3 protein-coding genes are annotated in these 2139 nt (G+C 53.6%); 1 reads left to right on the plus strand and 2 read right to left on the minus strand.

The window, feature by feature from the left end; genetic code table 11:
- Positions 1-84: 84 nt before the first annotated feature.
- Both AC2FPW_RS04165 and AC2FPW_RS04170 read right to left on the minus strand, forming a co-directional pair.
- Positions 85-1014, minus strand: a complete 930-nt coding sequence (locus AC2FPW_RS04165) for a CorA family divalent cation transporter (RefSeq protein ID WP_496812646.1) — start codon at positions 1012-1014, stop codon at positions 85-87.
- 3 nt (positions 1015-1017) lie between these two features.
- Entirely contained in the window at positions 1018-1695 is a 678-nt protein-coding gene (locus tag AC2FPW_RS04170; protein ID WP_496812647.1) for a hypothetical protein, read from the minus strand.
- An 82-nt stretch (positions 1696-1777) separates the two neighbouring features.
- On the opposite strand from AC2FPW_RS04170, the gene AC2FPW_RS04175 reads away from it, so the two are divergent.
- Positions 1778-2113, plus strand: coding sequence for a hypothetical protein (locus AC2FPW_RS04175; protein WP_496812648.1), 336 nt, complete (start codon positions 1778-1780; stop codon positions 2111-2113).
- Positions 2114-2139: the final 26 nt, after the last annotated feature.

A 2139-nucleotide genomic window follows, 5' to 3' on the forward strand; every position in this document is an offset into this window, starting at 1 on the left:
CCAACTGCTCATGCACCATTGCTACCCCACTGGATTCAAACAGGGAATCCCTCACGCCATTTGTGCAACAAAGCCAACACGCTCTCAAAACCATTTCTTGAGCCTGAAGAGGATTACAAGTGCGATACCGATGGCCAAGCAGAAGACCATAAGCACGGTGAACCCGTGAGGCAAGTTGTCCAACGGGATGCCTAAGAGGTTCACGCCAAAGGCACTGACAATAAACCCCAGCGGAAGGAAGATCGTTGCAACGACAGAGAAGATGAATGAGCTTTGCATGATGCGTCTGTCCTGTATACGCGCGACCTGATCGTTCAAAATACCGATCCGGTCCCGCAGGTTTTGCAATGTTTCAAGATACCGCAATAACTGGTCGAGCCCGTCATCGATGCGCGCTCGGTCGCGTTCGCTAAGCAAGACATGTTTCCGCCGCGACAATTGTGCTAAAACCGCTCTTTGCGGGCCGAGGTGCCGCAAAAAACCGCTGATCCGCGACTGGGTCTGTGCCATATTCGAGCAGGCGGCTTCAGTTTTGTGGCGGTTGACTATCTCCTCAATCCGATTGACAGCATCTTCAAGCGCCTCGATGTGCTCGTCAATCTCATCAAAATGCTCTTCGATGAGATCCGCAAGAAACTCACCGGGCATCGTAGGGCCTATACCCTCAACAAGGCGCGCGTGAAGCACAATGATCGGGTCGACGTCTGCCTCGCGCGTGGTGATCACGCGCGCATGGTCGATCCAAACACGGATTGAGACCATATCCTCGGGACTGGCCATGTCTTGACTGATATGCATCACTTTCAGGAGCACCATGATACCCGCATCGCTTACCCGCACCCGTGAGCGCGTGTCTTCCTCGATCATGGCATCGACGACCAGATCGTCCAGCATGGCGACGTCCATCAGATAGGTGCTGGTTTCCTTGTGCTTGATGCACATATGAAGCCATTCTGCACCGCCCGCGAGCGAATGCAGATGAAGAAATCCCGGCGAAGTTCTTGCATTTTCCATGCGTCAATGCCCTCCGTGCAGGGCGCGCATGCAGTGGCGTTCTGAAAATGCGTCCTGAGCGTAACGCGGACCCGCAAGCAAGACCTTCGACCCACGCGCGAATACGGTTCCATCCCAAGCTCGTAATTTGCAACCCGCATTCGTCCGGATTCCTACGACAACCAGGTCTTTATGCCAGTTTTCCATACATTCAGGTGCTGCAGCAATGGTGTGCTCGGCCAGAAAATTCTCGGCGTCAAGCTGATACAGGATCGTATAAGGTGCATGAGCCATCCGCCTGGCAAGCCACGCATGCGCGATGCCACATATAAACCCATCTACGATTGGAGAGAAAAGAACATAGCGAACAAAAGCGATGGCAAGGACAATTGCAGCAAGTTGAAACAGCACGCCGCTTGCCGTTTCTTCGATCCCGAATGCACCAATAACCAAAGTCGCAACCACCGAAGCCAAACCAATCGAACCTGTGATGATCAGCACAGTGAGGATCTTGCGGCGCTCCGGCGTCTGGAGGATTAACTCCGACTCGGAGGTCGTAAACCCCGTGCCGCTTAGCGCAGACATGGCTTGAACTCTGGATATCTCCTTTGAGAGGCCAGTATGTTCGAGAAAGACAGCCGCCACACGCACGATCGTGGACGAGACCGAAAACAAAATGACGATGGAAAGTGCTGCGCCCAAGTTTCCCCTCCATAGTGCGTGACAATAATAATTCACGCTTTATCATACCGTTGAATCTTCCCATTACCGTAAAGGAAAAACCATGATCGACAAGAGTCACCTGCGCGAAACGATGCTTGCCCTGACCGAAGCAGAGCTTGCCCAAGCCCATAAAACCTATGAGCGCTTTCTGAGCTCGGCGCGACTGGACCGAACCGAAACCATCGAAAGCGATGAGCAGAGTCGAGCCGAAGCTGCAGCCGATCTTGCCGAGGCGTTCGATGACCGCGAGCACGAAGCCGAAGCCAAGATTGCGGTATTGAATGCGTTCGATTTCGGCCCCAAAGACAAAGTCGAACCTGGTGCGGTTGTTCGGTTTGGGGAGTGCTGGACTTCGTCCCTGTTTCCGGACACTGGGGTACTTTACCCCTGTCCATGAAAGGGGCACCGAATGGGACAACATCG

The sequence above is a fragment of the Ruegeria sp. SATB027 genome (assembly GCF_059613825.1).